Raw genomic sequence first — 1,860 nt, 5'->3', positions numbered from 1 at the left:
GGCCGTCGCCGACGCCGTCGCCGAGCCCCGCCAGGTCCTCGGCGCCTCCGGCGACACCCACACCGCCGGTGGCCCTGCCCGCCTACCGCAAGGCGACCCGTGAGCAGCCCGACGGCGGGCCCTCGATCGTCTCGCTGATGCTCCTGATCACGGCTCCGGCCGTCCTCGCCGTCGCCATCCTGCGTCCCCGCTCCCGCTGACCCACGGAGAATCCATGTCGGAATGGCTCGTACTGAGCATCGCGATGGCCGCCGCCTGCGCGGTCGTCCTCACCATCGTCGTCATCAACAACCGCCGTGTCCCGGACGACGACGACCCCACCGGAACACCCGACGTCATGGAGTACATGACGATGATGATCGGCGTGATCTACGCGATCGTCCTGGGCCTCGCGATCGCCGGTGTCTGGGAGGGCCGCAGCGCGGCCCAGGAGTCCGTACGCCAGGAGGCCCAGTCACTGCACGAGATCCAGCAGCGGGTCCAGGTCTACCCGGCCGAGGTCAGGGACCGGATCCGCGGCGACATCGACGCGTACGTCTCGTACGTCGTCCACACCGAGTGGCCGCACATGTCCGAGCACGCGGCGCTCAGCACGAGGGGCACCGAGCTCTTCGACCAGATACGGCGTGATGTCACCCGGTACGCGCCACGGACCGAGCTGGAGGGCCAGGCCTATCAGCCACTGGTCGACGAGGTGGCCACCGCGGACGACGCCAGAGGGGCCCGTGGCCAGAACGCGGGAGCCACGATGCCCGCGGTCGTGTGGTTCGGCCTGATCACCGGCGCCGTGGTCACGGTGGGACTGATCTTCGTCCTCCAGATCCGCCGCACCTTCCGCGAACTGCTGCTGGCGGGGCTCTTCAGCGCGCTGATCGCCTTCCTGCTCTTCCTCATCTGGGACTTCGACGCCCCGTACGGCCGGGGGATCGCCGCGACCGCGGCCCCCTTCCTCGACCTGTTCCCCCAGATCGGCTCCTGAGGCTCCGGCGATCGGCCTCCTGAGGCAGCGGCGCGGCACCGACCGGGGCATGGGCATCCGCCGACCGGGGGACATCCATGCCCCATTCGCCCGCCAGCGATCGCGGGTGTGATAACGGGCTCCTACCGTTTCTCGCATCGAGGTGCATTCCCTGATATTTGCGGAAAAAGGTTCCGCTGCTGCTCCTCGGGGACCCGGAGGATTCACCATGCGCGCGATACGTGCCGCGTCCGCCGCTCTGCTGGGAGTGGCCGCACTCGCCCTGACCGCTCCCACCGCCGTGGCCGCGGTCGACGGAAGTGTCACGCCGTTCGGATTCACCGTGACCCCGTCCACGATCAATCCCGGGGGAAAGGTGACCCTGGGCGTCACCAAGTGCAGTTCCCCCGCCACGGCCTCCTCAGGTGTCTTCGACACCGTCACCATCCCGTCCGGCAGGACCGCCACGGCCACCGTCGACTGGGACGCCAAGGCCGGCGCCAGGTACATCGTGACCTTCGAATGCAACGGGATGTCGGCGAAGACCACCCTCGCCATCTCCGGCTCCAGCTCCACCCGGACCCCCGCGCCCAATCCGGGCCGTACGACGAACAGCACGACGAACAGCACCGCGAACGGCACCGCGACCCGGGCCGCGACGGCCCCGGTCAGTGTCAGCTCGCCCGGAGGCGTCAGGGGCGGCCTCGGCGGCAGCATCGGAGGTCTGAACATCGCCGAGATCGTCACCGGTACCGCACTGGTGGTGGCGGGCGCCACCGGCACCGTCTACGCCATACGCCGACGAGCGGTGAACCGTGGGCACTGACGGTCCGCGGCTCTCCGCCCCGGGAAAGCCCGTCCCCGCCCAGGAAAGCCCGTCGCCCCGAGTCCTCCGCCCGGAC

At 69.9% G+C, this 1,860-nt stretch carries 2 protein-coding genes and 1 pseudogene; all 3 read left to right on the top strand.

Annotation, left to right across the window (positions count from 1 at the left end):
* Window positions 1-200: pseudogene (locus BFF77_RS35385) on the top strand (hypothetical protein); the annotation flags it as partial.
* Window positions 201-214: 14 nt separating this feature from the next.
* Window positions 215-979 carry a bestrophin-like domain gene (locus tag BFF77_RS31915; RefSeq protein ID WP_066957024.1) on the top strand — a complete coding sequence of 255 codons (765 nt, stop codon included), beginning with the start codon at window positions 215-217 and terminating at the stop codon, window positions 977-979.
* A gap of 208 nt (window positions 980-1,187) precedes the next feature.
* Window positions 1,188-1,784, top strand: a complete 597-nt coding sequence (locus BFF77_RS31910) for a hypothetical protein (protein ID WP_066957022.1) — start codon at window positions 1,188-1,190, stop codon at window positions 1,782-1,784.
* The last annotated feature ends 76 nt before the right edge of the window (window positions 1,785-1,860 follow it).

The sequence above is a fragment of the Streptomyces lushanensis genome (assembly GCF_001700515.1).
In the GTDB taxonomy this organism is placed as follows: domain Bacteria; phylum Actinomycetota; class Actinomycetes; order Streptomycetales; family Streptomycetaceae; genus Streptomyces; species Streptomyces lushanensis.
Note: the sequence above shows the minus strand (reverse complement) of the source record. Positions and strands in the feature narration are given on the sequence as shown.